Annotated in this window: 24 protein-coding genes; 13 read left to right on the forward strand and 11 right to left on the reverse strand. The window is 63.9% G+C overall.

What is annotated here, in order from left to right; all coding sequences use genetic code 11:
• Window positions 1–58: 58 nt before the first annotated feature.
• On the forward strand, window positions 59–1,264 hold the full coding sequence (locus C453_RS13610) for an MBL fold metallo-hydrolase (RefSeq protein ID WP_008325220.1): 1,206 nt from the start codon (window positions 59–61) through the stop codon (window positions 1,262–1,264).
• A 22-nt stretch (window positions 1,265–1,286) separates the two neighbouring features.
• Here the strand turns inward: C453_RS13610 and C453_RS13615 are convergent, their stop codons facing one another.
• Window positions 1,287–2,105, reverse strand: coding sequence for a VOC family protein (locus C453_RS13615; RefSeq protein ID WP_008325221.1), 819 nt, complete (start codon window positions 2,103–2,105; stop codon window positions 1,287–1,289).
• Window positions 2,106–2,225: 120 nt separating this feature from the next.
• Between C453_RS13615 and C453_RS13620 the strand changes: the two genes are divergently transcribed.
• Window positions 2,226–3,185 carry a zinc-dependent metalloprotease gene (locus C453_RS13620; protein WP_008325222.1) on the forward strand — a complete coding sequence of 320 codons (960 nt, stop codon included), beginning with the start codon at window positions 2,226–2,228 and terminating at the stop codon, window positions 3,183–3,185.
• A gap of 285 nt (window positions 3,186–3,470) precedes the next feature.
• Here the strand turns inward: C453_RS13620 and C453_RS13625 are convergent, their stop codons facing one another.
• The gene (locus C453_RS13625; RefSeq protein ID WP_008325223.1) at window positions 3,471–3,701 is read right to left on the reverse strand and encodes a hypothetical protein; all 231 of its coding nucleotides are present in this window, start codon (window positions 3,699–3,701) and stop codon (window positions 3,471–3,473) included.
• A 144-nt stretch (window positions 3,702–3,845) separates the two neighbouring features.
• Entirely contained in the window at window positions 3,846–4,406 is a 561-nt protein-coding gene (locus C453_RS13630; RefSeq protein ID WP_008325224.1) for a hypothetical protein, read from the reverse strand.
• A gap of 117 nt (window positions 4,407–4,523) precedes the next feature.
• Between C453_RS13630 and C453_RS13635 the strand changes: the two genes are divergently transcribed.
• Entirely contained in the window at window positions 4,524–7,178 is a 2,655-nt protein-coding gene (locus C453_RS13635; protein WP_008325225.1) for an AAA domain-containing protein, read from the forward strand.
• 66 nt (window positions 7,179–7,244) lie between these two features.
• Entirely contained in the window at window positions 7,245–8,453 is a 1,209-nt protein-coding gene (locus C453_RS13640; RefSeq protein WP_008325226.1) for a lactate racemase domain-containing protein, read from the forward strand.
• Between the two features lie 36 nt (window positions 8,454–8,489).
• Here C453_RS13640 and C453_RS13645 read toward each other — a convergent pair whose 3' ends face one another.
• Genes C453_RS13645 through C453_RS13655 form a run of 3 tightly spaced genes read right to left on the reverse strand, consistent with a single transcriptional unit; the run spans window position 8,490 to window position 13,434 of the window.
• Window positions 8,490–11,240 (reverse strand): ATP-dependent helicase, encoded by a 2,751-nt coding sequence (locus C453_RS13645; RefSeq protein WP_008325227.1) that lies wholly within the window; start codon window positions 11,238–11,240, stop codon window positions 8,490–8,492.
• Between the two features lie 44 nt (window positions 11,241–11,284).
• The gene (locus tag C453_RS13650) at window positions 11,285–12,412 is read right to left on the reverse strand and encodes an ABC transporter permease (RefSeq protein ID WP_008325228.1); all 1,128 of its coding nucleotides are present in this window, start codon (window positions 12,410–12,412) and stop codon (window positions 11,285–11,287) included.
• Window positions 12,409–13,434, reverse strand: coding sequence for an ABC transporter permease (locus tag C453_RS13655; protein WP_049907694.1), 1,026 nt, complete (start codon window positions 13,432–13,434; stop codon window positions 12,409–12,411). Before C453_RS13655 ends, C453_RS13650 begins: the two co-directional genes overlap by 4 nt.
• A gap of 60 nt (window positions 13,435–13,494) precedes the next feature.
• On the opposite strand from C453_RS13655, the gene C453_RS13660 reads away from it, so the two are divergent.
• Window positions 13,495–14,241 (forward strand): MBL fold metallo-hydrolase, encoded by a 747-nt coding sequence (locus tag C453_RS13660; RefSeq protein WP_008325230.1) that lies wholly within the window; start codon window positions 13,495–13,497, stop codon window positions 14,239–14,241.
• 39 nt (window positions 14,242–14,280) lie between these two features.
• Here the strand turns inward: C453_RS13660 and C453_RS13665 are convergent, their stop codons facing one another.
• The 3 genes from C453_RS13665 to C453_RS13675 all read right to left on the reverse strand — a co-directional run bounded on the left by C453_RS13665 (window position 14,281) and on the right by C453_RS13675 (window position 16,496).
• Window positions 14,281–15,027, reverse strand: coding sequence for an isopentenyl phosphate kinase (locus tag C453_RS13665; RefSeq protein ID WP_008325231.1), 747 nt, complete (start codon window positions 15,025–15,027; stop codon window positions 14,281–14,283).
• Complete coding sequence (gene mvk, locus C453_RS13670; protein WP_008325232.1) at window positions 15,024–16,094, reverse strand: mevalonate kinase; 1,071 nt, start codon at window positions 16,092–16,094, stop codon at window positions 15,024–15,026. The genes C453_RS13665 and mvk overlap by 4 nt, the downstream gene beginning before the upstream one ends.
• A 99-nt stretch (window positions 16,095–16,193) precedes the next feature.
• Window positions 16,194–16,496, reverse strand: a complete 303-nt coding sequence (locus C453_RS13675) for a hypothetical protein (protein WP_008325233.1) — start codon at window positions 16,494–16,496, stop codon at window positions 16,194–16,196.
• 205 nt (window positions 16,497–16,701) lie between these two features.
• Between C453_RS13675 and C453_RS13680 the strand changes: the two genes are divergently transcribed.
• The 8 genes from C453_RS13680 (at window position 16,702) to C453_RS13710 (ending at window position 22,623) form a co-directional block, all read left to right on the forward strand.
• On the forward strand, window positions 16,702–17,766 hold the full coding sequence (locus C453_RS13680; RefSeq protein ID WP_008325234.1) for a zinc-binding metallopeptidase family protein: 1,065 nt from the start codon (window positions 16,702–16,704) through the stop codon (window positions 17,764–17,766).
• Window positions 17,767–17,932: 166 nt separating this feature from the next.
• Window positions 17,933–18,412 carry a 50S ribosomal protein L11 gene (locus C453_RS13685; protein ID WP_008325235.1) on the forward strand — a complete coding sequence of 160 codons (480 nt, stop codon included), beginning with the start codon at window positions 17,933–17,935 and terminating at the stop codon, window positions 18,410–18,412.
• Between the two features lie 255 nt (window positions 18,413–18,667).
• Window positions 18,668–19,306: a 50S ribosomal protein L1 gene (locus C453_RS13690; RefSeq protein ID WP_007543501.1), complete on the forward strand. Its 639-nt coding sequence runs from the start codon at window positions 18,668–18,670 to the stop codon at window positions 19,304–19,306.
• The gene (locus tag C453_RS13695) at window positions 19,303–20,346 is read left to right on the forward strand and encodes a 50S ribosomal protein L10 (protein ID WP_008325236.1); all 1,044 of its coding nucleotides are present in this window, start codon (window positions 19,303–19,305) and stop codon (window positions 20,344–20,346) included. The genes C453_RS13690 and C453_RS13695 overlap by 4 nt, the downstream gene beginning before the upstream one ends.
• A gap of 24 nt (window positions 20,347–20,370) precedes the next feature.
• A complete protein-coding gene (gene rpl12p / locus C453_RS13700) occupies window positions 20,371–20,709 on the forward strand; it encodes a 50S ribosomal protein P1 (protein WP_008325238.1) in 339 nt (112 codons plus the stop codon).
• 148 nt (window positions 20,710–20,857) lie between these two features.
• Window positions 20,858–22,084 (forward strand): tripartite tricarboxylate transporter permease, encoded by a 1,227-nt coding sequence (locus C453_RS13705; protein ID WP_049907695.1) that lies wholly within the window; start codon window positions 20,858–20,860, stop codon window positions 22,082–22,084.
• A gap of 90 nt (window positions 22,085–22,174) precedes the next feature.
• The gene (locus C453_RS19615) at window positions 22,175–22,354 is read left to right on the forward strand and encodes an HVO_2753 family zinc finger protein (RefSeq protein WP_008325240.1); all 180 of its coding nucleotides are present in this window, start codon (window positions 22,175–22,177) and stop codon (window positions 22,352–22,354) included.
• A 2-nt stretch (window positions 22,355–22,356) separates the two neighbouring features.
• A complete protein-coding gene (locus C453_RS13710) occupies window positions 22,357–22,623 on the forward strand; it encodes an elongation factor 1-beta (RefSeq protein WP_007543492.1) in 267 nt (88 codons plus the stop codon).
• 98 nt (window positions 22,624–22,721) lie between these two features.
• Here C453_RS13710 and C453_RS13715 read toward each other — a convergent pair whose 3' ends face one another.
• Window positions 22,722–22,979 carry a hypothetical protein gene (locus C453_RS13715; RefSeq protein ID WP_049907696.1) on the reverse strand — a complete coding sequence of 86 codons (258 nt, stop codon included), beginning with the start codon at window positions 22,977–22,979 and terminating at the stop codon, window positions 22,722–22,724.
• Window positions 22,980–23,105: 126 nt separating this feature from the next.
• Window positions 23,106–24,266, reverse strand: coding sequence for a cystathionine gamma-synthase (locus C453_RS13720; protein WP_008325242.1), 1,161 nt, complete (start codon window positions 24,264–24,266; stop codon window positions 23,106–23,108).
• Window positions 24,267–24,286: the final 20 nt, after the last annotated feature.

Here is a 24,286-nt window from a genome sequence, read left to right on the forward strand (position 1 = left end):
GTCTTCCTGAGAACCATCGCCGCAAACTGTTTTGGGTGCTGTTCACATACGTCAATCTATGGGAACACTCCTCCATCAGCTCACGGTTCAGGAACTCGCGGCCGACCTCGACGCCGGGAAATCGTTCACTGTGGTCGACACCCGGCCGCCGGAGAGCTTCGATGCGTGGCACATTGAGGGGGCGGTAAACGTCCCCTACCACCCCATCGACGGTCTCGGCGAAGGATGGGACTGGAAGCGAGTCGAAGCACTCGCTGCAGAGGGTCAACTCGTCACTATCTGTGGGAAAGGACTCTCTTCGACATCACTGGGCTTCGAACTCAGACGCCGTGGATACGACGACGTCTCAGTCGTCAAGGGCGGAATGGAAGACTGGAGCAAGCTCTACGAGGTGGTCGAAGTCGAGACAGACGATGACGAACTGTTTATCGCGCAGGTCCAGCGTCGCGCGAAGGGGTGTCTCGGCTACGTCGTGGGGGCGCGGTCGGCTGGCGAGGCTGTCGTCGTAGACGCGACGAGACAGCACCACGAGTTCGAACTCGTCGCTGCGGACGAACAGTTGACCATCGCTGGCGTCCTCGACACGCACGTCCACGCAGACCACATTTCTGGCGGTCGGGCGCTGGCTGACAGGCTCGACGTTCCGTATTATCTCGGCAGCCACGCAGCAGACAGAGACGTCGCCTCTGAGTTCGTCTCACTCGACGAGGGCGACACGATTACACTCGTCGACGTGGACATCGAGGCGCGATACGCGCCGGGGCACACCTCGGACATGATGAACTACCTCGTGGATGGTCGCTACCTCCTGACCGGGGATACACTCTTCGTTGAATCGGTCGGTCGGACCGAACTCCAGTTCGGGGAGGTTGCCGAGGCCCCATCGACAGGCCCTCAAACGCAGTCTGGTGACGCGGATGCGGCGACAGGGGCAAAACTCCTCTACGAGACACTCCACGAGTCAATTCTCACCTTACCCGACGATACGCGAATTCTCCCCGGTCACGTCTCGGTCGATTCTGAGGGTGTCTACGGCGTTGCCAGCCCGGGTGAACTCGTGAGTGCGATGCTCGGCGAACTCCGCCGCGACCTCGACCTCCTGTCGATGGACGAAGAGACGTTTGTCCACCGAATCGTCGACGACACGCCGGAGAAACCGCCGAATTACGAGCGCGTCATCGCCATCAACACCGGCCGTGAGACAGTGACGGGCGAGGAGGAAGCGACGGAACTCGAACTCGGACCGAACAACTGTGCAGCGTGACTGAAATCGCACTCCAGCGGCGCTAGGCCAGTTCGACGACGCCTAACCGCCCGTCGAACAACTCGTGGTCGAACCACGCCATCCGTCGGTCGCTGTAGCGTTGTTCGCCACCGAGCGAGAGCGACTGGCGCGCTCTATCGAGGTCGGTGACGCCGACGAGGAACGCACACGGCCCCTCGCCGACTTCTTCGACTCGCTTGGCGAGGACGCCATCGCCGGGTTCGCAGAGTGCGACGGGCGACCCAGGCAGCACAGCGAAGTTCGAAAACGGGCCATTAATCTCGACTGGCGAAGCGTATCGGTGTCGGCGGGCGAACAACTCCGCAGTCGCGTCGCGGTCGCGAGTTGCGACGATAACTGTCTGTAGACCGCGAACCGGTGTGTTCGGTGCGGCGCTCGGAACGCGGTACTCCCGCGGTGTCCGGTCTCGAATGGTGAACGGAAGCCGCCAGTCGTCGCCCTCGAAACACATGTCCCACTCGACCAGTCGCCCGTCCGGTCGTTCGCGGGCGGCTTCGTGCGGTCCGTCGACGGGGAGCCCGGCGTCGATAGCTGCCTTTGACGTTTCTCTCACGTCGTCGACGTCCACACACCACGCGGTGGGGCCGGCGGACGTAGCGAGGTGTGTCGGCCAGAAGTCAGCGTTCTCTGCGTCGGTGCCGAGCGTTGGTGCGATGAGTTCGAGATACGAGCCATCCGGGAAGGGAACGACAGCCATGTGTGTCGTCCCAGTGCTGTGTTCGCCGCCGTAGGTCGGTGTGAGCCCCACGTCGTTGGCGGCGGTCCGAAGGTCGTAGAGTTCGAGACCACCGAACACACAGTGGTCGATGGTTCGGGCCATACAGACCTAACGCGAGAGGGCGCCTAATCTTTAGCGGGCACGCCAGGCAGGACGTTCGTCTCTGCTGACCGTTTTGTAGCTCGTCCGAAGCGTTTTGGCCGGTGACGCCCACGTTCCCGTATGAACTTCTTCCGGAGCGTCAGAGCGGTCGCGGACGCCTCGGCGACTGGGACAGGCACCATCGACTGGGACGCGGTCGGGGAAGCCGCGAAAGCCTCAGTCGACCCAGGGTCGATAGACTTGTCGGCTGACGAGCGCGACGGCTACGCGACCGACGTTCGCGACGCCCGCGACAGACTCCGGCGCGTCGCCGCTGTCGACTTCGAGGTCCCCGAGGTCGTCGAGGTTCAGAACCGCCACCACTGGATCGACGCGAACGTCGAAACGTTCCGTCGGGTCATGGTCCCCTTCGAGGAACACGGCCCGGTGTTCCTGCCGGGACTCACCCGCGCGGTCAACACCGGAACGTTCGCACTCGTCCTCTCGTTCCTCGGAAACAACGTCCTCGGGCAGTACGACCCGCTGCTTCTCGCCGACAACGACGACCACGGTCTCTACTTCGTCCATCCCAACATCCGCCGGGTCGCCGACTCACTGGACGTCGACTACCCGCGATTCCGCCGCTGGATTGCGTTCCACGAAGTCTCGCACGCCGCGGAGTTCGGCGCTGCACCGTGGCTCTCGACCCACCTCGAATCGCGGATGGAACGCGGTATCGACGCACTCGTCGAGGGGGACCTCGACCGAGAGGCGTTCCGGGAACTCGATACGGCGATGACAGCCGTCGAAGGCTACGCGGAGCTTCTGATGGACCGCGCGTTCGACGACGAGTACGAAGACCTGCGCCGAAAGCTCGACGAACGTCGTCGCGGTGGCGGCCCCGTCGCAAAACTGGCTCGCAGATTCCTTGGGCTCGGACTCAAGCGACGACAGTACGAACGCGGCGCTCGATTCTTCGAGGCAGTCGCTGACGAGCGCGGCCTCGCGGCCGCTTCGCGTGTTTGGGACCATCCAGAGAACCTGCCGACAGACGCAGAATTGGACGCGCCCGAGCGATGGATCGCACGGGTGTCGCCCTGAGGAGACTGCAACTCCATCAGAAATGCGCACCCGAGAGCCGAACGTCGTTCGGTTCGCGCACGCACCTTGGGTAGGGCCCCGTGCTGTTCCAGGAGCCCAATCCTGGAACCCCACGAGGCATCCGGTGTAGAACCAGGTCGTTGCCCCTGCCCTGGTTACCGGCGAAAAATTGTCCTCATGGGAGTAATATATAGTCTGCGATTCTTTGGCACACGTTTTGTTTTGTTTACGATTCTGTGTACTAATTGTACAATTGACATGATTTTTGAATGTCAGAAATAGGAGTCACCGACGACGATTGACGTCGGTGAACTCGCGACCCCACTGCGCCATGTATCGCGTCAGGAGCCATCCGACGACGAGTCCGGCGATGGTGGCGAGGCCCGCTTGAACGAGTGTCGCATCTGCGGTCACTGCGATGAGGCCGGAGGAGACGCCGACGAGCGCGATGAGTCCCAGTTTGAGGCGGTTGTTCGCGAGACGGGTCTCCTCGTCGCTTAGGCTCGGTCCGACCATTGGTCCTCCGGGTCGTCCAGCGGGGAGACCGACAACGTGTCTGTGGACGAATCGTACATGTTGGAAACGTAGGCTCTCGGACGATTTGAAACCGCGGGCTCGCCGGAAAGAGTTGTTTCGAGATGAACGCCGAACCGAGGCGCGTCAGTGGAATCCGCGGCCAACTTCGTCGGTCTCGATGAGGTCGTCGAGTTCCGACGAGAGCAGGTCGTCGGCGTCTGTGAACTCCGCCGAGAGGTCGTCGAGGCGGTCGGGCCGGTTGTCGAACTCGTAGTCCATCGGTCCGAACGCGGGGCTATCGAGCGCTTCCATCACGTCGGTGAAGAAATCGTCGGGCGTCGTCGGTGCCTCTGCGTGCACCTTCACCGTCTCTTCGAGGCGGGTCGCCATCGACTTCGCTTGCGACTCGTCTTCCGGTGGGCGCTGGACACCGAACCGGCCGGTGTCCTCGTCACGCTCGCGGTGTGGAAACAGCGAGTCGAGGCCGTCGTCGATACGACGGGCGACGCGCGCTCCGACCCCGCGAACGTCGTAGGGGTTCTTCGCGTAGGTCTTGAGGTGGTAGACACCGGCACTCGGATGGCCGAGATAGAGGTCCTCGCCGATTCCGCCGCGTCGCTCTCCGGCCACGGCCCGCCAGTCGTCCGGGTTGCGACCGTCGTCGACGACGTCCGAAAGGATGTCTTGCCAATCTCTAACCCGCATACGTGGTCATATCGGTGCGGAGAGAAAGAACGTGACGGTTGCGGCGGTGTCGAACGACAGGCCATCGCGGTCAAACGACCGACGCCTATTTGCCCGCGCCTCACCGAGCAATTCGACGTGAACCTTCGCGGTCCGGTCGTCGAGGTCGGCGAGCCACGGGAGGTCGAAACGCAATACGGAGAGCGGTCGCTGGCCGAAGTGACGCTCCGCCCAGAACGCGGCACGGCCGACCCACTGACCGTCACGCTCTGGGGGAAGTGGACCCACGCCGCCGAGCACGCCGAACCGGGCATGGACCTGCTCGTCACCGACGTGGAGGAATCTGAGTACCGCGGTGAGACGACCTACGCCACCTCCGGCGACTCCTTCGTCGTCGTCGAACCCGACTTCCTCGTCGACGTGACCGACATTCGCTCGTGGGTGCAGTGCTCGCGGATGTACTACCTGAACAAACTCTCGGGCATCCCGCTGAACTACCCCGTGGTCAAAGGGACCATCGTCCACGACGTGTTCGGCGACCTGCTCCGCGGCCGCGACCTCGACTCCTCCATCGACGAACGCATCGAAGAACGCGGGCTGGAACTCGGTCTTCTCGGCCGCGAAGTCGAGGAAGTCGCAGACGAGGTCCGGCGCAACGCTGCGGCCATCGAAGGGTGGCTCTCACAGGGCGTCCTCACGGACGAAGACGAGTGGCGTTCGGAGTACACTCTCATCTCGCCGACGTTCGGCATCAAAGGACGCGCTGACGCCCTCCGCCGGGGCGCACCGGTCGAACTCAAGACAGGGAAGAACCTCAACCGCGACCCGCGATTCCAGGACAAGATTCAGGCAGCGGCGTACGCGCTCATCCTCGACGAGCGGGGCGTCCCGGTCGATACGGGGACGCTTCTGTACACCAAGAACACGACGCTGGACCGCACCGAAGAGTCGGGTGACCTCTCGCCCGCGAAGGACTTCTCTATCGGTCGCGGCCTCCTCGAATTCGTCGTCCGCACCCGCAACGAAATCGCGGCGATGGAACACGACGTGTCGGTGCCGACGGGCTACGAGTCGAACTCGAAGTGCGAGTACTGCTTCGAGAAAGATACCTGTATGGTCGTCTCCGGTCGCCTCGGACAGGAATCGAAAGCCGGGGCTGTCGGCACGCCCGTCCCCGAAGACGAACGCGAGTACTTCGACCGCTTCTACCGGGCCATCGAAGAAGAGCGCCGGGCGGTCCACGACGAGTACCGCAAACTCTGGGAACAGACCGCCGACGAACGCGCCGACGACGACCGGGCGATTATCGGCCTCGAACCCCTCGGCCGCGAGGAGCGCCCCGACGGGACGTGGGAACTCCGCGCGAAGAAGACGGACGACGCCGTCTCGAAACTCCGCGCGGGTGACGTTGCGCTCGCCAGCGACGGCGACCCGGTGGAAGGCCACGCCGAACTCGCGCGCATCGTCGAACTCGGCGAGGAAGTCGTCGTCACGACCGACGAACCGGTCCCGCTGCGCCGCCTTGATGTGTACCCCTCGGAACTCACCGTCGACCGTCTCCTTACCGCGCTCCACGATGCTGTCCTCAAGGGGTCGCCCGACCGCAAGGACGTGCTGTTCGGCCGCCGCGACCCCGAGTTTTCGGACCGCTCGGCAGACACGACCTACATCGACAACAACGAGAAACAAGACGAGGCAGTCAGTCTCGCGGTGGACGCCGACGACGTGGCACTCATCCACGGGCCGCCGGGCACGGGGAAGACCTACACCATCGCTCGGACCATCCGCGCCCTCGTCGAAGACGGCAATCGCGTTCTCCTGTCGGCCTTCACGAACCGCGCCGTGGACAACGCACTCGAAGCCCTGCGCGACCAAGGATTCGAGGATATCGTCCGTGTCGGAACCGAAACCGGGGTTCGCGAGGACATGCAGGACGTTCGGCTCTCTCGAAGCGGCGACCCGAACACCCTCGCAGGCGCGCTCCACGACGCGCCGGTCGTCGCCGCGACGACTGCCACCTGCGGGTCGCGCGTGATGCGCGAACAGTCGTTCGACGTGGCGCTCGTGGACGAAGCGTCGCAACTCACCGAACCCGGCACGCTCGCCGCCGTGAACCTCGCAGACCGGTTCGTTCTCGTCGGCGACCACAAGCAACTGCCGCCGGTCGTCCGCGCCGAAAACGACCTTCAGACCTCGCTGTTCCAGCGCCTCATCGAGACCTACCCGGATGCGTCGGTGATGCTGGACCGCCAGTACCGGATGTCCCAGCGCATTCAGGCGTTCGCATCCGCGGAGTTCTACGATGGCGCGCTCCGCCCGGCGACCGGGGAAGTCGCGGCCCAGCATCTCCACGACCTCGACGTGGACGCTACCGACCTCCCCGAAGTCATCGCCGACCCGGTTTCGTTCGTCGACCCCGACGGGCGTCGCGTCGGCAACACGAACCCGACCGAAGCGGACCGCGTGGCAGAGATAGTCGCCGCATACGAATCCGCGGGCGTCGCGCCTGAGGACATCGGCGTCATCGCACCCTTCCGCGCGCAAGTGGCTGAAATCTCTCGCCGAACCGACGTGACCGTCGATACGGTGGACCGCTTCCAGGGCTCTTCGAAGGAAGTCATCATCGTCTCGTTCGTCGCCACCGGCGACCTCGACGGCCCGCTGTTCGAGGACCACCGCCGCATCAACGTCGCTCTCACGCGGGCGAAGAAGGCACTCTGTCTCGTCGGCGACGCGGACGCGCTCGAATCCGACCCGTTCTACGGGCGGATGTTGCAGTGGGCGCGGCGGTAGTTGCCGCCCGCTCTCCAGACATCGACTTGCCGACAGATTCACCTTTCTGCTGCCGAAGTCCGAGGCATGGACCTCCCCCTCGGAGACGGGACGCTCTCTATCTCGCTCCCGTCGTGCGACGTGGACGTTGCTCGCCCGCCCGGTGGCGACCCGGTCGACCCCCGGAGCGCCGCCGAGGAAGCGATGGAGACACCCCACGGCCCGCCGCTCGCCGGACTGGTCGATTCGACCGACGACGTGGCAATCGTCGTCACGGACGTGACTCGCGACACGCCCGACGACGTGCTCTTGGACGTCCTCTTCGACCATCTTCCGGTCCCGCGCGAGAACGTCACGGTCGTCGTCGGCCTCGGCCTCCATCGCCCGATGACCGACGAGGAACTCCGCGACGGCCTCGGAGAGTACGCGGACCTCGCGGTGAATCACGACCCCGGTTCGGTAGTCACGCTCGGCGCTGTCGATGGCTGTCCGGTCGCAGTGCACCCCGCCGTCGCATCGGCCGACATCGTTCTCTCGACTGGGATGGTCGAACCCCACCAGTACGCAGGCTTTTCGGGCGGGGCGAAGACCGTCGTCATCGGTGCCGGGTCGGAGTCGATTATCCGCTACACACACGGCCCGACGATGCTCTCGCGCGACGGGGTCCGTCTGGGTCGCGTCCGCGGCAACCCCTTCCGCGAGACGTTGGACCGGGCCGGACTCGTCGGTGGCCCGGACTTCTGTCTCAACGTGACGAAAGGGCCTGACGGGTTCCTCGGCGCGGCCGCGGGCGACCCAGTCTCGGTCGTCCGGTCGCTGGCCGAGACTGCGCGCGAAGCGCTCTCGGTCTCAATCGAAGACGAGTACGACGCAGTCGTCTGCGGCGTAGGCGCGCCGAAAGACGCGAACCTCTATCAGGCGACTCGTGCCGCGACCTACGTCGCCCTCGGCGACCGCAACCCGCTTCGGGAGGGCGGGCGACTCGTCGTTCCCGCCGCGCTCCCCGAGGGTGCGGGCGAGGGGACCGGCGAACAGCGGTTCTACGACGCGCTCTCGACCGCCGAGGATGCCGCATCGCTCTACGAGTCGATGCGTGCGGGATACGAACCGGGCGCGCAACGGGCGTTCGTCGTCGCGCGCGTCCTCCGTGAGTTCGACGTGTTCGTGACGAACTCGGCGTCGCCCGATGTCGTCGACGACTGCCTCATGCACGCCCGCGAGTCGGTCGAAGACGCAGTCGAGGACGGGAGCCGCGTTCTCGTGGTCCCGGACGCGCTGAACACGCTTCTCGTGTGACTACTTCGGCAGTGGCGACGCTTGCAGCTCCGCTGGTCAGGACACGTCGAGTTCGACGTCGTCTTCGCCGATTTCGTCGAGGACACGGTCATGAAACGCCCGGAGCGCCGCGCTCTCGTCTTCGGCGAGAACCACGTCACTCGCCATGAGCGTCGCGAGGCCGAAGGCTCGGGGCGTTGGGGTCGAGACCTGCTGGTCGAAGACCTCCATCTCGCCTGCAGCGATGGCGGAGACGGCGTCCTCGATGGCTGCGAGGTTGAGTTTGTCTTCGAGAATTTCGCGGTAGGTCTCTTCCATCACGGCGAAGTCGTCTAGGTTCTGTGCGAACGACAAGAGCATCTCTGAGGAGACTTGTTGCTGGGCGGCGGACTTCTCGTAGCCCTTGTAGCGCTTTAGAATCATCAGCGAGCGCGTGGCGTTGATGCGGAAGTAGCGCTTCAGGAGGTCGGTCCCGCCGAGTGCGGCCCGCAGGTCTTCGACCACGGTGTCGGGGTCGAGGTCGCGGAGGATGCTCGCGAGGTCGATTTTGCGGTTCAGCGGCATCGACAGCGAAAAGCCGTTGTCGGCGACGGCGACCTGCACGTTCGCGTTGGTTCGCCGAGCCGCGTGGTACGCGAGGAGGCGCGAGAGGCCGTCGTTGAACTGGCGGCCGAGGGTGCAGTGGACGTAGAAGTGTCGGCGGTACGTCTCGCGGTCGAGTTCCTCTTCGACGACGAGGCGGTCCGGGGTCGAGACGCTTTCTGCCCCGGCATAGCGGCGTTGCTCGTCGAACATTCGCGTGATAGCGCGGACGCTGTTTTCGTCGAGCGGGAAGTCCCGAAGCCACGCGCGAACCGTGGGCTGGCCGCCGGACTGGAGGCGCTCCATAATTTCGGCTTGGAAGGACGCAATCTCCCGTCCGAGGTCGTACGAGAGGGGCAGGCGCTCGGAGAACCACGAGGGGACGGTCGGCCGCTGGGCGGTTCTATCCACGTACACCTTCGACCCGCGGCGGTACCGATAGGCGAAGTTGTCGCCGCCGAGGACGAACACGTCGCCTTTCTCCAGCGTGTCGAGATAGCCCTCGTCGAGGGTGCCGACCCACTCGTCCGACCCGCGGGTGACGACATCGCAGGTAAAGGAGTCGGGAATGGTGCCGATGTTGGTCATGTAGATGACGCGTGCCATCCGCCCGCGCTTGCCGACGAGGGGTTCGCCGACCGAGTACTCCGGGTAGTGGTGCTCGCCGTCCGGGGGGTCGTTGGTGTCGCGCCAGACCTTCGCGTAGACGTTCTTGTCTTCGAGGCCGTCGTAGTCGGCCGTCAGGTAGCGAAACAGATGCTCGAAATCCTCGTCAGAAAAGTCCCGATAGGGGTACGCGTGGCGGAGCGTCTCCCGGACCTCGGACTCCGGGCGAATCTCGTTGATGGCCATGCCGTAGATGTGCTGAGCGGCCACGTCGAAGGTGTTCTCGGGGACGAACACGCGGTCGACGAACCCTTCTTCGGCCTTCTTGAGCATGACCGCGCACTCGACGAGTTCGTCCCTGTCGAGGGCGATGACCCGGCCTTCGACAGTTTGGCCGAGTTGGTGACCGGCGCGGCCGACGCGCTGGAGGAGCGAGGAGACCGACTTCGGCGACCCGACCTGCACCACGAGGTCGATGTGCGGCATGTCGATACCGAGTTCGAGGCTCGTCGAGGTGGTGACGACCTGTAACTCACCGGCTTTCAGCTTCGACTCGATTTCCTGCCTGCGCTCTTTCGAGAGGCTGCCGTGGTGACACCCGGAGTTTGTCTCGTCGATGTCGTCGAAGCCCTCGCGGAGGTTGTGAAGGACGCGCTCGGCCCCGGAGCGCGTGTTCGTGAAGACGAGCGTGTTCGTGTGGGCAGAGACGAGTTCGTGGAGGCGGTCGTAAAAGCGCGATTGGACCTCGTTTCGCGGGGTGCGAATCAGGTCGTCAGTCGGACACTCAAGTTCGAGGTCGAAGTCGCGGACGAAGCGCGTGTCGACGATTTCGTAGTCTCGCGGCTCGCCGCCTTCGCAGCCGACGAGGTACTCCGCGACAGTGTCGAGGGGTTCGACGGTAGCAGAACAGCCAATGCGCGTCGGCGACGACTCGGCGAGGTCTCCTAACCGCTCTAAGGAGACAGAGAGGTGCGTCCCGCGTTTGTTCTCGGCGAGGCTGTGAATCTCGTCGACGACGACGTACTCGACGGTTCGAAGTTTCTCTTTGAACTTCGGCGAGTTCAGCAGGATAGCGAGCGTTTCGGGCGTCGTATTCAGGATGTGCGGCGTCTCGTCGAGCATCTTCTGGCGGTCTGCCGACGAGGTGTCGCCGTGGCGGATGGCGTGGCGAATGTCGATTGTTTCGCCGCGCTCGGCGGCGATGTCGGCGATTCCGCCCAGTGGCTCGGTCAGGTTGCGGTGGATGTCGTTGGCGAGCGATTTGAGGGGCGAGACGTACAGACAGTACACCGAGTTGTCGAGACCGTCGGGTGATTCGCGGTCTCGATGGAACAACTCGTTGATGATGGCCGTAAACGAGGCGAGTGTCTTGCCGGACCCGGTCGGAGCGCAGATGAGGGCATTTTGCTCCTCGTGGATGAGGGGAATCGCCCCGCGTTGCGGTGGGGTGAAAAAGCCGCCGTTGCCGGGGACGAACTCGCCGAACTGGTCGACCCACCACTCTTGGACGGCGGGTTCCAAGAGGCCGAGTACGTCCTCGTCGGCGACAGCCACGGCTTCGGGGTCGAAGTCGTAGTCATCGGCCCGCGACGCGAGGAGGGACCGGCCGCGTTGGCTCATTGCGTGGGGGTTAGCCTGCGTAGGTATGAGGGTTGTGCCCTCGGCTAGTCGCTCATCTTCGGGTCGAACACGTGCCGGAGTGCATCACCGAGCACGCTGAAGGCAACGACTGTGATACAGAGCGCGACAACCGGAACCGCAGAGACCCACCACGCTCGCGGGAAGTAATTCATCCCAGTGCGAATCGTCACACCCCACGACCCCGTGGTGACGACTGTCAAGTCCATGTAGGACAGCGCCGCCTCGACGAGGAGTAACATCGGAATCTGTCTCGTGACGGCAGTGACGATAGAGCCGGAGAGCTTCGGAAGGATATGGTTGCGGAGGATGTGCGGTGTTCCAGCGCCGACCACGACCGCCGCAGACACGAACTCGCTGGCCCGGAGGTGGACCGTCTCGTTGCGGACGATTCGCGCGACGCTCCCCCAGCTCGTGAGCCCGAAGACGGCGACGAGCAGGAACTGGCTTTCACCGTAGAGGAAGCTCGCGATGAGGTAGATAACGAACGCTGGAAGCGTCTGCTGGATATCGACGATTCGCATTAGTACTTCGTCCATCCAGCCGCCGGTGTACCCGGCGAGGACGCCGACGAAGGTCGCGATGGGAACGAGCAGCGCCGCGACGATAGTCGCGAACGTGAGCGCCTCGCGCGTCCCGAAGAGGGCGAGCGTCAGCACGTCGCGGCCGATACTCGTCGTTCCGAGTGGATGCACCAGCGTCCCCGAACAGCGCCCGTTAGCGATGGTTCCGAGACAGTCGTTCGAGAACGTACTCGGAATGGTGGTAAAGGCCGGTGGCTGGTGGGTCGCGGCGAGGTCGAACGACCGCTCGATGAAGAGCGGGGCGACTAGTCCGGTGACGACGAAGCCGACGACCCACAGGAGGCTGAACAACACCAGTGGACGTCCCTTCGCGTAGTCCCAGACTGGCTTCGCCCGACTCGGCTCGGCCAGCAATGGGATGACGCCGTAGACGGCAAACAGGAACAGCGCTGCAATAAACAGGAAGTCGATTCTGCGGAGACCGTCGAGGTACGGCAGCGACTCGACGAAAAACGAGTACCACGCGAGCGCCGCGAAACTCACGAGTCCGACGATGACGACAATCGGTCGCAGCCCGAGACCGTTTGCCGAGTCGCTGCCGGTCCAGCGGCCCGAGAGGAGGTCGCTCATGCGGCACCTCCATCGTCACCGATTCGCGGGTCGAGAACTGTGTTTGCGACTTCCTGAAGGAAGTTCACACCGATGCCGGTGAGGGCGACCACCATCGTCATTCCCAACACGACCGGCATGTCGCGGTCGAGGATGGCCTGGTAGGTGAGCAGGCCGATTCCGGGGATGTTGAAGACGAATTCGATGACGAAGATGTTGATGACGAGGATGGCGATGAGGTCCGCCAGAGACACCGCGAGCAACGGTACGGCGGCGACACGGAGGACGTACCACATGACGCGCCACCGACTGATGCCGATTGCCTGATGCTGGCGGACGAAGTCGGACTGGAAGTACTCCCGTCCCTTGGTGCGGGCGTACCTAAGCTGTCCAGCGAAGACGTTCGCCGCGACGATTATCGCGGGCGGAACGAGAAACAGCGCGGTCTGGGGCGTAAATGGCCCGTCAGTCGGGAGGATGTCCGGGAACCAAGATATCTCCGGCGCGATTGCGGTGAGGAACATCGCGGCGAGCCAGAAGCTTGGCACGCCAAAGGCCACGTACGAAATGACTGACAGGCCGCGTCGCGACCGCGACTGGTCGTCGAGCGACCCGGACAGTCCTGCCCAGATACCGCCGATGGTCCCGAACAGGACGCCGGGAACGACGTACGAGAGCGTGTAGGAGAGGCCGTCACGCACCATCATGAGAACGGGGCGACCAGTTGCGAGCGAGCGACCCCAGTCGAACACCGTGATGTCGACCATCCACCGAATGTAGCGGACTGTCACCGGCTTGTCCAGATTTCGGGCTGCTCGGTACGCCTGCAGTTTCGCTTCAATTTTGTCTCCTTGCCCTGTCCGAGCAAGCTGGTGGGCGATGAACGCCTCACCAGGGTCTGGAGTAAGCGCGACGATGAGGAATGCGAGCGATACCACTGCATAAACGCCAAGAACGGCGAAGACACCGTGGGAAAGTAGTGTGCGAATACGAGACACAATTACACACACGACATGATTCCTATATGATATCAAATTTATCATTATTGTTCGTTGGTAGGTTAGGACACAAGTACTATCTCACGAAGCGTGGTATAATATCGTATGCGCGTCACGTTTCTCGGTACTGGGAGTGCGATGCCCGTCTCGGGACGGGGACAGACCGGGTTGTTGCTCGAATCTGAGACGAATGCGGTTCTCGTCGACTGTGGTTCGGGTGTCCTCGAACGACTCGCCGAGACTAAAGTCGGATACGAAGGAATCTCGTCGGTTCTCCTCACGCATCACCACCTCGACCACGTCTCCGACCTCATGCCGCTCATCAAGGCTCGTTGGCTGGCTGGCGAAGACGACCTCGAAATCGTCGGCCCCGAGGGGACCGAGGCACTCGTCGAGGGACTACTCGACGTACACGACTATATGAAGGGCAAACTCGACCTCCAGATTCGAGAGGTCGGCCCCCACGAGTTCGGCATCGCCGGATTCGACGCTATGGGCTACGAGGTACGTCACTCGATTTCGACGCTCGCCTACCGGTTCACGAACGAGAAAGGAGAGAAGGACTTCGTCTTCTCCGGCGACACGGAGGCGTTCGAGGGACTCGTCGAATTCGCCGACGGCGCGAGCGTCCTCGTCCACGACTGTTCGTTCCCCGACGACATCGAGGTGTCGAACCACCCAACGCCGAGTGCGCTCGGCGGAGTACTCTCCGGTAGCGACATCGAATCGGTCTACCTCACGCACCTCTACCCACACGCCGACCGCGTGACAGACGAACTCGTCGAGAGCGTGAAAACCCACTTCGACGGCGACGTGGCGGTCGCAGAAGACGGAATGGTGCTCGAATTCTAGCCGAAGACTGACGGCGACCCGCGAACGACGGTTCTGCGCCTATTCGCCGCGCACGACAGTCCCCGGTGACTCACCGGCGACGAACGCAGATAGTCCATCCGGGCCGAAGATGTGCGCGGGCGCACCGAGCGCGAGCAATTTCTGTACCTTGGCGGCCATGCCGCCGGTCACGTCTGTCGAGTCCGACCCGCCGAGTGCGTCGGATACGTCTTCGAACGCCGTAATTTCGGGAACCACGTCGCCGTCGGTGTCGAGCACGCCGGGGACGGTCGAACACAGGCCGACGCGGTCGGCGTCGAGTCCGCTTGCCAGCGACACCACGAGGTCGTCGCCACTGACGATGGTCGCGCCCTTCTCGGCGTGAGAAATTACGTCGCCGTGGAGGACCGGGACGAACCCTTCGTCGAGCATCGCCTCGGTGGCAGAAAGCGACAGCGAGAGCGACCCGTCTTTCTCGCGGGCACCGGCCGAAAGCGGGTGGACCGGCAGCGCGGCCACGTCGCGGTCGGCGAGGGCGTCAAGGACGGCGTCGTTCAGGTCCTTCATCGCGTCGTGGATTGCGCGGATGCCACGGGCGTTGTCGGTCCCAGACTCCGAAGAGACACCGTGTTCGGCCGCGTGATGGTGGCCGAAGCTCCCGCCGCCATGGACGACGACGACCTGTCCGGTCTCGGCGAGCGAAGCGACTGCGTCGGCAGCGGCCGCGAGACCAGCGTCATCCACCGTCTCTGGCTCGTCCTTGTCGGTGACGACGCTCCCGCCGAGTTTGAGGACGACGAGGCTCACGCCGACTCCTCCGTGAACGAGTCGCCGTCTCCTGCTGGGTCGGCAGTCTCTGGCGGTTCTTCGACGCGAACGCCCTCGGTCGCGAGTTCGGCGCGGAACGCATCTTCGCATCCGGGTGTAAATCGCAGCGCCGTCATCGTCTCTGGCGTCGGGTCGATGGCGACGATACAGCCGCCGCCGCCCGCACCAGTCAATTTCGCCCCGTGTGCACCCGCCTCGCGGGCCGACCAGACCATCGAGTCGAGCGAGCGCGAGGAGACGCCGAGCGCTTCCAAGAGCCCGTGGTTGAAGTTCATGAAGCCGCCGAGTTCGGAGAGAAACTCGTCGGACGGGTCCTCGTCCGGGTCGGCGTCGGCGAGTAGTGTCTCGCCGCGGCGAACGATATCGCCGATAGTCTCGACGGTGTCGGCGGCGAAGTCGTACTGCTCGCGGAGGTCGCGGACACCTGCGACGAGCGTGCCGGTGTCGCCCGCGCCACCGTCGAAGCCGATGACGAACGGGAGGGCGGGCGCGTCGATGGTTCGGCAGTCGTCGCCCTCGACGCGGACGGCACCACCCATCGCACAGCAGAACGTGTCTGCGCGCGAGGCCTGTCCGTCTTGGACTTCGTACTCCGCCTGATAGGCGCGGTCAGCAATCTCGCGCGGTGAGAGTTCGACGCCGAGTTCGCGGGTCGCGGCGTCGATTCCGGCGACGACGACGGCCGCAGAGGAGCCGAGGCCAGCCCCGAGTGGGATGTCACTTTGGACGGTGATGTCGAAGCCAGCGTCGGGCGCGTCGGCGGCGTCTCGTGCCTGTTCGACCGCCGCGTCGATGTAGCCGACCGCCGCCTCGACGAGGGGGGCGGGAACGTCCACGTCTGGACGGTCGCTGGTCGAACCGCTGTACTCGACGGTAAAGCCGTTGAGACTCAGGTCTTCGGCACGGACGCGAACGTGGTCGTCGTCCCGGGCGGTCACGGAGACGGTCGCGCGTCGCTCTACGGCGCACGGAATGGCGGGTTCCCCGTAGACGACGGCGTGCTCCCCGAAGAGATACACCTTGCCGGGGGCGCTCGAAACGGTCATGTTCCGGGCTTTCTGTGGGACTCGCTTAAGCGTATCCGACCGGTGTCGCCACTGTGTTACGGCATCGCCCACCGAACAAAATGAGGGTGTGACGCGCGCTCAGGCACCGAGTTCGACTTCCTCGCGGTCGTCGAGGTCGGCGAGTTCGTCGAGGTCTTCGCCTCCGCCGCGGAGGTAGCGGACGCCCGCAGCGATGCCGATGAGGAGGACGAGACCGAACAGGAGGCCCATCTTGGACCCACCTTCGGACTCCGACTCGTATTCGGCCTCGTAGTCGTCTTCGAACTCCACGTCGTACTCGTCATCTGATTCGTCTTGGGCGCCCATGAGCGGCGCGCGGTTGGTCGGGCTGAACTCGAATCCGTCGTGCAGGTGCACCTCGAAGAGGGTAAAATCGGCCATACTCGTATTACGCTGACAAACGAGATAGTCGTTGCGGCGAACGCGGGATATGGGCCTTGACCGGTGGGGCTGACGACTGGCTGGCAGGTGGGACTGACGACTGGCTGGCGGGACTGAGACTGACCGCCGAGACTGACGACCGGCCATCGCGTCGCCCCGGTACGCTTTCGCTGTGTTCTTCACGGACGACCGATGAGGTCTCTCTATGGACGAAGACCACCGTGCCTTCCTCGACGATTTGCTGACGACCCCCAGCCCGTCTGGTTACGAAACCGACGGCCAGCGCGTGTGGGTCGAGTACGTTTCGCAGTTCGCCGACGACGTGACGGTCGACGCCTACGGAAACGCCGTCGCCGTCCACGAAGGGTCCGGAACCGGCCCCGAAATCGCCTTTACGGGCCACGCCGACCAGATTGGCTACATCGTCCGCGACATCGACGACAACGGATTTATTCGCATCGGCCCGATTGGCGGTGCTGATCGTACCGTCTCGAAGGGGCAGCACGTCACGGTCCACACCGACGACGGCGACGTCTCCGGCGTCATCGGTCAGACCGCGATTCACCTCCGCGACGTCGGGAGCGAGGAGTACGACGACCTCGAAGAGCAGTTCGTCGACATCGGCGCGACCAGTAAGGGCGAGGCAAAGGACTACGTCGAAGTCGGCGACCCCGTGACGGTCGAAGCCCGAGTGCGCGACCTCGCAGGCGACCGTGTCGCTGCGAACGGCATGGACAACCGCGTCGGTACGTGGTCGGCCGCCGAAGGGCTTCGCGCTGCCGTCGAAAACGACGTGGACGCGACGGTCTACGCCGTCAGTACGGTCCAAGAAGAAGTCGGCGTACAGGGCGCGAAGATGGTCGGCTACGACCTCGACCCCGACGCGATGGTCGCGGTGGACGTGACCCACGCGACGGACAACCCGGACGTGCCGGGCAAGGCCAAGGGACCGGTCGAACTCGGCGAGGGGCCGGTCGTCTCCCGCGGCAGCGCCAACCATCCGAACGTCGTTTCGCTCGCCCGCGATGCTGCGACCGAGGCGGACATCGACGTCCAACTGCAGGCTGCCGGAAGCTACACCGGGACCGACGCCGACGCCTTCTACACGAGTCGCTCCGGCATTCCGTCGCTCAACATCGGCATCCCGAACCGCTACATGCACACGCCTGTCGAAGTCGTCTCGACCGACGACCTCGACGACGTGGCAGCACTCCTCGGAGCGATGGCGGAACTCGCTGGCGACGTGGACTCCTTCGGTGTCGACCTGTAACCCCTCGGAGTCGTCCTGTAACACGGGGACACCCCAACCCGAGCTATCTGGTGTATAACCGACTCCACCGCGCGCGACGGAGTTGCTACCGCCGCCGTGCGTAGTCTTCTCACACGACTCCGGGCGAAAGAAAACCGTTAAAAGTCGCCACACGGTGTTTCCACGTATGGCTGGAACTATCGAAGTACTCGTTCCCGGCGGGAAGGCGAACCCCGGCCCGCCGCTCGGCCCGGAACTCGGCCCGACCCCCGTCGACGTGCAGGACGTCGTCAACCAGATTAACGACCAGACGGCAGCGTTCGACGGCATGGAAGTGCCCGTTACCGTCGAGTACGAGGACGACGGTTCGTTCTCTATCGAAGTCGGTGTCCCACCGACGGCTGCTCTTGTCAAGGACGAAGTCGGATTCGACACCGGTAGCGGCGAACCCCAGAAGAACTTCGTCGCCGACATGTCCATCGAACAGCTGAAGAAGGTCGCCGAGCAGAAGTCTTCTGACCTGCTCGCGTACGACCTCAAGAACGCCTCGAAGGAAGTCGCCGGGACGTGCGCGTCCCTCGGCGTCACCATCGAGGGCGAGGACGCTCGTGAGTTCAAGGAGCGTATCGACGGCGGCGAGTTCGACGACCAGTTCGACGACAAATAATCGTCTCGACCGCGTCGAATCGCCCTTTCCGTCGGGTCGGTTCTCTCGACCCGTTTTCTCCTCTCCACCACGTCGCGGCGAGCTGCTGCGCAGTCCGCATGTGGTCTCTTGCCACGCGAAACGCCCGAATTCGGGCGTTTCGACGCCCATTCTTCGACGGACTTAAGTCGAGCCTACTCGTCCTGCCGGACGAGGCAGGCAGCAGCCTGTTTCACTGACCCGTAGGAGCAATCCTGCGTACTACGGAGGTGAATAATGGCAGATACAATAGTTGACGCAGTCTCTCGCGCACTCGACGAGGCACCTGGGCGGAACTTCCGCGAAACGGTTGACCTCGCCGTGAACCTGCGCGATTTGGATCTCAACGACCCGTCAAAGCGTGTTGACGAGAGCATCGTGCTCCCGTCTGGCACCGGCCAAGACACCCAGATTGTGGTGTTCGCGACCGGTGAGACCGCGCTCCAAGCTGAGAGTGTCGCCGACGAGGTTCTCGGGCCCGACGAGCTCGAAGACCTCGGTGACGACACCGATGCGGCGAAGGACCTTGCCGACGAGACCGACTTCTTCGTTGCCGAGGCAGCACTGATGCAGGACATCGGTCGCTACCTTGGTACCGTCCTCGGTCCCCGCGGTAAGATGCCGACCCCGCTTCAGCCTGATGACGACGTCGCAGAGACGGTGAATCGGATGAAGAACACGGTGCAACTCCGCTCCCGCGACCGACGCACGTTCCACACGCGTGTCGGCGCGGACGACATGGATCCTGACTCGATTGCGGAGAACATCGACGTCATCATCCGTCGTCTCGAGGCGACCCTCGAAAAGGGTCCCCTGAACATCGACTCGGTCTTCGTGAAGACCACGATGGGCCCATCCGTGGAGGTGCCCGCATGAGCGAGTCCGGTGTGCGACAGACGGAAGAGATCCCTCAGTGGAAGCGTGAAGAGGTCGACGAACTTGTCGACTTCATCGAAGGCTACGAATCCGTCGGCGTCGTGGGCGTCGCGGGCATCCCGAGCCGACAGCTCCAGGCCATGCGCCGCGAGCTGCACGGCTCGGCCCAGGTGCGCATGAGCCGTAACACGCTCGTGAACCGCGCGCTCGACGAAGTTGACGACGGATTCGAGGGACTCAAAGAGTACGTCGCCGGACAGGTGGCGCTCATCGGCACGAACGACAATCCGTTCGCGCTGTTCAAGGAGCTCGAAGCGTCGAAGACGCCCGCGCCCATCAACGCTGGTGAGGTCGCACCGAACGACATCGTCATCCCCGAGGGTGACACGGGTGTGGACCCGGGTCCGTTCGTTGGCGAACTCCAGCAGGTCGGTGCGTCCGCGCGCATTATGGACGGCTCCATCAAGGTGACCGAAGACTCCCAAGTCCTCGACGAGGGCGAGGAAGTCTCCGAGGAACTCTCCAACGTCCTCGCCGAACTCGGTATCGAACCCAAGGAGGTCGGTCTCGACCTTCGTGGCGTCTTCTCCGAAGGCGTCCTGTTCGAACCCGACGAACTCGAAATCGACGTGGACGAGTACCGCGCCGACATCCAGTCGGCCGTCGCCGCCGCGACGAACCTCTCGGTCAACGCGGTTTACCCGACCGCCCAGACCGCGCCGACGCTCATCGCGAAGGCGACTGGCGAAGCCAAATCCGTCGGTCTGTTCGCGAACATCGAGAGTCCGGACTTCATGCCGGAACTCGTCTCGAAGGCAGACGCCCAGCTTCGGGCGCTCGCCGCACAGATCGACGACGAAGAGGCGCTCCCTGAGGAACTCCGCGGCGTCTCCGCGCCTAGCGCGCCCGCCGCAGAGGAAGAAGAATCGACTGACGAAGAACCCGCAGAGGCCGACGAAGCCGACGCCGACGCTGACGAGGACGCCGACGATGACGACGGCGACGAAGACGCAGGCGACGCTCTCGGATCTCTGTTCTAACAACACACTACGAGGAACACAACAATGGAATACGTCTACGCTGCTCTCATCCTGAACGAGACGGACGAAGAGATCAACGAAGAGAACATCACCGCAGTGCTCGACGCTGCCGGTGTCGATGTCGAAGAGTCCCGCGTCAAGGCGCTCGTCGCCGCGCTCGAGGACGTCGACATCGAAGAGGCCATCGAGACGGCCGCCGCTGCCCCCGCTCCCGCTGCGGGCGGCGCTGGTGGCGAAGTCGAGACGGCTGACGACGACGACGACGAAGCCGACGCAGCCGAAGAAGAGGCTGCCGACGAAGACGAAGGCGACGACGAAGACGAAGAGGCAGACGGCGAAGGCCTCGGCGCGCTCTTCGGTTAAACACCACGAGTCTTCCGCCGCACACGCGGCGTAATCGTCGAACAACTCTGATTTCTTTCGACGCTGCGCACAGAGCGACAGCGCTCGCCGCAGTCTGTGCCGACCCACGGCGTAGATTCATACCTGAAGCCGGTCCCATCGCGGTTCGATGTGGGACATGCTCGGCCCGGACGTACCCATCTTCGCGGGTGTCGCCGTGGGTATCGTCCTCGGTACGTGTTCCGGGCTCGTACCGGGACTTCACGCGAACGCCTTCGCACTCCTCGTGGCGAGTGTCGCGTCTCGCGTTCCGGGCCCACCGACGGCCGTCGCAGCAGCAGTCCTCGCGGCCGCGACCGTCCACACCTTCCTCGACATCGTCCCGTCGCTCGCACTCGGCGTCCCCGACGCTGGGCTCGCAGCCGGGTCGCTGCCGGGGCACCGACTCGTCCTCGGCGGGCGCGGACGCGAAGCCCTCCGGCTCTCCGCTGTCGGAAGCGGCATCGCGCTGTGTCTCGCCGTTCCCATCGCAGTCCCGTTCACAGAGGTAGCGACGCAGGTTTACCCAGTGGTTCGAGAGCACCTCTGGGCAGTTTTGCTCGCAGTTGTCGTCGCACTGGTGTGGACCGAAGCGTCGACGCGAGCGCGAGTGGCCGCGATTGTCACCATCGTCGCAGCGTCGGTACTGGGAGTCGCTGTCCTCGATTGGCCCACGAGTGGGCCGCTTCCGGTCGGCGGCATTTTGAGCCCGCTGTTCGCCGGATTGTTCGGTGTTCCTGTCCTCCTCGACGCGAAGGACGGTTCGGGAGTGCCGCCGCAGGGGGATGCCGCGCTTGCGATATCTCCGGCCACGCTCGCGCGGAGTGTCTTCGCTGGAAGCGGCGGTGGGGCGTTCGTCGGGTACCTGCCGGGTGTCTCCGCTGGCGTCGCGGGGACGCTCGCGTTGGCTGCACTGCCGAGTGCCGACCAAGACACGGCCGCTCGCTCGTACGTCGTAGCCACGAGTGCCGCGACGACAGCGACGTCAGTGTTCGCGCTCTTCGCGTTAGCCGGGTTGGGGACGCCGCGAACTGGGGCACTCGTGGCACTCGTGGCGGCCGACCTCCCATCGCGACTCTCGGTTGCGCTCCCCGTCACCCTCGTCGCGGGCGTCTCCGGGGCTCTCCTCGTTCCAACGCTCGGCGACCGGGTGTTGGCACTCGTCGGGCGACTTGACCAACGGCGACTCGTCGCGGCTGTCTGTGTCTTCCTCGTCGCCTTGTCGTGGGCGTTCGCAGGCGTCGTTGGCGTCGTGGTCCTCGTCGTCGCTGCGGCCGTCGGACACCTTCCGCCGCGACTCGGATGTCGGCGTGTCCACCTGATGTGCGTTCTCGTGACGCCGCTCGCACTCGGATGAGGGCATCTCTGCCGGGAAGCATGTGACCTCGACACACCATTGGGACCCGGAAAGACAACGGTTAAAAGTCGCGCCTCGGTTAGTCATCGTATGAGCGAGGCAGAACAGCGACACGCTCACCAGTGCGTGTCCTGTGGCATCAACATTGCCGGCATGAGCGCTGCGACGTTCAAGTGTCCGGATTGTGGCACGGAGATTTCGCGTTGTTCCAAGTGCCGCAAGCAGAGTAACCTCTACGAGTGCCCCGACTGCAGTTTCCTGGGTCCATAACGATGGGAAAAGTAGCTGCTAAAATCAAGGTTATGCCGAACAGCCCCGAGCTGGACCTCGACGACCTCGAGGACAAGCTCGAAGATTCCCTCCCCGAGGGAGCCAAGATCAAGGGCTTCGAGCGCGACGATGTCGCGTTCGGTCTCGTTGCCCTCCTGCCAACGGTCATCGTCCCCGACGATGCCGGTGGCACCGAAGCTGTCGAAGAGGCGTTCACCGAAGTCGACGGTGTCGAAAGCGTCTCTGTCGAAAACGTCGGCCGTATCTGAACTGACGTCCGACCTTTTCAAAAACTCCATGCCGCAGAGCGACTGCACCGCGCCGATTTTTGGTCTGGCTCGGTGTGTCTCGTGACTCGCGACGGTGCTCAGCTGCGCTCCATCATGTAGACACCGAGCACGACGCCAAGCGAGAGCCCGAGCAGTAGCACTACCGGGAACGACCCTCCGATGACGCCACCAATACCTCCGAGGAGAAGTCCGACTGCGAGACCGATGCCGAACTGTTCGGCCTTGTGGCTCGACTCTGCGTGTTCGTCGGAGTCCACGTCGACGTGTTCGGCCGGCTCCGTAGACTGTTGACTCTGTAGCATCTCTCCACTCACGGACACGGACTCTTGAGACATAGCTAGTGATTGTCCCTCACACTCAATAACCCTTACTCGGGTTCCCACTCCGCGAAAATAACCGAATACGAGACTTACAGGACTTCTAGACCGCGTCTAAAGAATTCGAAAAGAGGGTGGCGTCCCTTAGAATGCGGCGTCGAACGCCTGTTCGAGGTCGGCTTTCATGTCATCGACGTGCTCGATACCGACAGAGACTCGGATGAGACCGTCGGTCAGGCCAGCTTCGAGGCGCTCTTCGCGGGGAATCGCCGCGTGCGTCATCGCTGCTGGCTGTTCGATGAGGCTCTCGACGCCACCGAGACTCTCTGCGAGGGTGAACACCTCTGTCTCCTCGACCACGGTGGACGCTTGGTCGAGCGTGCCGTCGAGTTCGAACGAGAGCATGCCGCCGAAGTCATCCATCTGCTTGGCTGCGAGGTCGTGTTGCGGGTGCGAGTCGAGGCCGGGGTAGAAGACTTCAGAGACGGCCTCGTGGTCGTCGAGCCACGCAGCGAGTTCGCGGGCGTTGTCACAGTGGCGGTCCATTCGAACGGGGAGCGTCTTCGTCCCGCGGAGAACGAGGAAGCAGTCGAACGGCGATGGCGTCGCGCCGACCGAGTTCTGGTAGAACGCAATCTCCTCGTCGAGTTCTTCGTCGTCGGTGATGAGCGCGCCGCCGACGATGTCGGAGTGGCCACCGAGGTACTTCGTCAGCGAGTGCGAGACGATGTCTGCACCGTGTTCGAGCGGGCGCTGGAGGTACGGCGTCGCAAAGGTGTTGTCGACAGCGCAGAGCGCATCGACCTCGTGGGCGATGTCAGCCAGCGCTTCGATGTCGTTGACGCGCATGAGGGGATTCGTCGGCGTCTCGACCCACACGAGTTCGGTGTCGTCGCGGACAGCGTCGCGGACAGCGTCGTGGTCGGTCGTCTCCACGAAGTCGAATTCGAGGTCGTACTTCTCATAGACCTGCGTGAAGATGCGGTGGGTCCCACCGTAGACGTCGTTGCCGGCGACGACGTGGTCGCCCGCTTCGAGCAGGTTGAGAACGGTGTTGATTGCGCCCATCCCCGAGGAGAAGGTGCGGCCGTACTCGCCGCCTTCGAGGGCTGCGAGATTCGATTCGAGGTCGGTCCGCGTCGGGTTGCCAGTGCGCGAGTACTCGTAGCCGCGGTGGTCGCCGGGGCCGTCCTGTGCGTACGTCGAGTTCGCGTAGATGGGCGTCATGAGCGCCCCTGTCTCCTCGTCCGGTTCCTGTCCGGCGTGGATAGCGCGCGTCTCGAGGTGTCGCTCGTCTTCAGCCATACGCGAACGGCCGCACCGAC

The organism is Haloferax elongans ATCC BAA-1513 (assembly GCF_000336755.1).
GTDB lineage: Archaea > Halobacteriota > Halobacteria > Halobacteriales > Haloferacaceae > Haloferax > Haloferax elongans.